The organism is Serratia sp. A07, assembly GCF_058725505.1.
On the sequence record NZ_JBZXDO010000265.1, the window covers coordinates 1 to 504 of the forward strand.

At 56.0% G+C, this 504-nt stretch carries 1 protein-coding gene; it reads left to right on the forward strand.

Features of this window, described 5'->3' with window-relative positions; all coding sequences use genetic code 11:
• A partial coding sequence (locus AC4PR2_RS29675; RefSeq protein WP_492176149.1) for a topoisomerase DNA-binding C4 zinc finger domain-containing protein occupies positions 1–369 on the forward strand: 369 nt, incomplete at its 5' end.
• Positions 370–504 lie beyond the last annotated feature (135 nt).

Consider the following 504-nt stretch of genomic DNA (forward strand, 5'->3'; position numbering starts at 1 on the left):
GATGCGTTACCGACCGCGCTGACCAACCCCGGGATGACGGCGCTGTGGGAGCAGGCGCTGGACGAGATTGCCCAGGGGCAGATGACACTCGATACGTTCATGAGCCGCCAGGCACAGTGGACGGGCCATCTGGTGGAGAAAGGGAAGACGCAGGCGGTGAAGTTCACTGCGCCTCCTTCACCGCCGTGCCCAACATGCGGTGGGACGATGCGCCGGCGTGCAGGTAAGAAAGGTGGCGGTGCCTTCTGGGGCTGCAGTAATTATCCCACTTGCCAGGGCATCATCAACATTGATGCAAAAGGTGGTCGTAAGGCTAAGCGCTATAAAGCAAAATCACCGGCTAAAAATAAATCAACCGGAGCGGAGTAAGAGATTGTCTGATGTACATAGCTCAAAGTTTTGCTAATGTGGGCGGGCTTTGATGCAGGGTACCCCGTAACTGCGGTGGTGGGAAAATTCTTCCATGGTTTTTTTCTGCTTCAGTTCGGTCAGCGGCCTCCACAC